This is a genomic window from Bacillus sp. LR_5, assembly GCF_042709275.1.
Genome location: NZ_JAVAXX010000510.1, coordinates 1 through 2476 on the forward strand (window position 1 = coordinate 1; position 2476 = coordinate 2476).

A 2476-nucleotide genomic window follows, 5' to 3' on the forward strand; every position below is an offset into this window, starting at 1 on the left:
GACAAACTTCATCACAGCAGCCTATATAATGGCATGGCGTGGTTTTAACGTTTTTGTTGATACCGAAGTAGCAATTGCGTTTGCCGTATCATTAAACCCGTTGATTAAATCAAACGCCAGAGCACAAATGACTATTAGTATCGTTAATATTAATAGAATATCCATTTTTACCCCTCGTTACGCGTTTTTCATAATGATGGTTTCAAGATTATTGGCAACACTTTGACAAGAGTCGGCGATTTCTTCAAGCGTTTCGTATATTTCACGATATTGAATGACTTTGATTGGATCTGTTTCATTTCCGAAAAGATTCTTTAATGATTTTCTGTGCAAGTTGTCACAACTGTGCTCATACTCTTTAATTTTGATTGCGTGAGGCTGAATATCCTTTAAGCGATTTTCTGCCAGCAGCTCGATCGTAATCAAAATCTCTTTCGCACATTCTCTGATATATCCGCTGAATTTATCAATATGCTCGTCTGATGAAGTAATTGAGAAAATCTCCATCATGGCAGAGAAATGTTCGATTCCGTCAAGCACATCATCCAAGCTGTTTGTCAGCTGAAGGATATCTTCGCGCTCAATAGGAGTGATGAACGCTTTGTTAAGCTCTTTAATCATGACATGAACATGATTGTCACCTTTTGTTTCATATTCCTTTAACGTATCTGCAAATTCTTTAAGAGTCGTTTGGTTAGTGACCTTAAAATTCACAAAATATTCTGCAGTTTCGTCTATGTTCTTTGCAATTTCTGTTAAAAGGAGTGAGAACTTATCTTTTTTTCTTCTTATCATTAAAAACCCTCCATAGTTTGAATGAACAATGCACACATCAAATTATTATATAGCCTTTTGTCGAAAAAAAACAGGTAAAGTCGAAAAAAACGTATCTTGACTTTTTTGATAAATCGTGTCTCCTTATTTTGACCTACTTCGCTTTAAAAAAACGACCCAAGTTTGCAAAAACTTTCTGCTTAACGTAAAAAGTATATCAAAAGTTGTGTTTTTCCTGTCAACTTTTATCTTCTGTTTCACCAAAAAACGGTTCCCTAAACAAGGGAACCGTTTTATCAGCGTGCTTTTCGTTTTTTCATCCCGTAATAGACAGGCAGTCCGGCAAGGCCGATGAGGATGGATAATCCGCAGCTCATTGTATCTGTAATGAGTGTGCTGCCTAGCACAAAGAAGGAGCCCGCGATTGCCAGAATTGGCATAAATGGATAAAGCGGAACACTGTAGGCGCGCTTTTTTCCCTTTGCTCGCTTGCGGAGAATAAACACTGCAAAAAAGGCCATCACATAAAAGATGTAGATCATGAAAATGGAGATTTCTGAGAGCTTATCAGGGTTGCTGATCAGCATCATAATCAAAGCTAAAGCAATTTGAAAAGAAATTGCAATCCATGGTGTGCGGAACGACGGGTGTACATGTGACAGTTTTTCAGCAAATGGAAGCTGTTTGCGTTCCGCCATTGCAAATGAAACACGCGGGAAAGAAAGCACCTTTCCATTTAAGCACCCAAAGATGCTGACGATAATCCCTACACTGATCAGCTTTCCGCCAATTGACCCGAACAGCATGGTTGCAGCGGTGCTTGTCGCATTTTCACCAAGCGTGACAATTTCGTTCGCTGACAGGATGTGAAGCAATGCAAAATTAATGAAAATATAGATCGCCGTTACAATTAATAATCCGCCCGTCATAGCGCGTGGAAGCAGCTTTTCGGGATTTTTCATTTCTCCGCCGAGAGCGGCAAGGAGAATCCATCCGTCATAAGCAAACAACGTAGCTAAAATAGCCGCCCCGAAGTTCATATCGGAAATGCTTTCGTTTACTGCTGTGAAGATGTGCTGATCCCCTTTCCAAAGGCCAAAGATGATGATGCAGGCAATCGGAATCAGTTTTCCGATCGTTGTCAGTGTTTGGACAAAACCGCCATATTTTGTACCAATAATATTAATGACGCATAAAAAGAGAACTGCTATGATTCCAATGACTTTTGATAGTCCAGATCCCCAGCCGAAAAGATTCGCCATTAAAGATCCAAAATATAAACCCAGCGCGCCAATAATCGCCGGGCCGTAAATGATAATCTGCACCCAGCCGCACAAAAATCCCCAAAACTCGCCGTACACTTCTTCAAGGTACGTATAAAGCCCGCCGGTTTTTGGAATCTGCGTTCCGATTTCCGCGATTGTCAAACCGCCCGCCAGTGTTAAAATACCGCCTAACAGCCAGGCGAAAAGCGCCATTTTTGAATCACCTGAATAAGCAAGCACAGCGCCGGGCTTCATAAAAACACCAGAACCGATAATGGTTCCGATGACAAGAGTAAGGGCAAACAAGAGGCCTATCTCTTTTTTTAAACCGTTGTCTTCAGTATGCATGTCCTTAACCTCCTATGATGTTGAAGCTTCATGTTGAAGAATCTATTTTTTCATATTGTAAACCCTATTCTAGAAAAGTGAAATAAAAT

2 protein-coding genes and 1 pseudogene are annotated in these 2476 nt (G+C 40.3%); all 3 read right to left on the bottom strand.

The features are described from left to right. Nucleotides 1–24: 24 nt before the first annotated feature. Nucleotides 25–165: pseudogene (locus RAC86_RS37780) on the bottom strand (inorganic phosphate transporter); the annotation flags it as partial. 12 nt (nucleotides 166–177) lie between these two features. Next, nucleotides 178–795, bottom strand: coding sequence for a DUF47 domain-containing protein (locus tag RAC86_RS37785; protein WP_003218470.1), 618 nt, complete (start codon nucleotides 793–795; stop codon nucleotides 178–180). Between the two features lie 275 nt (nucleotides 796–1070). Then, nucleotides 1071–2387: a serine/threonine exchanger gene (gene steT, locus RAC86_RS37790; RefSeq protein WP_377886868.1), complete on the bottom strand. Its 1317-nt coding sequence runs from the start codon at nucleotides 2385–2387 to the stop codon at nucleotides 1071–1073. Nucleotides 2388–2476: the final 89 nt, after the last annotated feature.

What these genes read in the sequence shown, in the direction of transcription:
- RAC86_RS37785 (WP_003218470.1), bottom strand. Translation starts at nt 795, where the DNA reads ATGATAAGAAGAAAAAAAGATAAGTTCTCACTCCTTTTAACAGAAATT.
- steT (WP_377886868.1), bottom strand. Translation starts at nt 2,387, where the DNA reads ATGCATACTGAAGACAACGGTTTAAAAAAAGAGATAGGCCTCTTGTTT.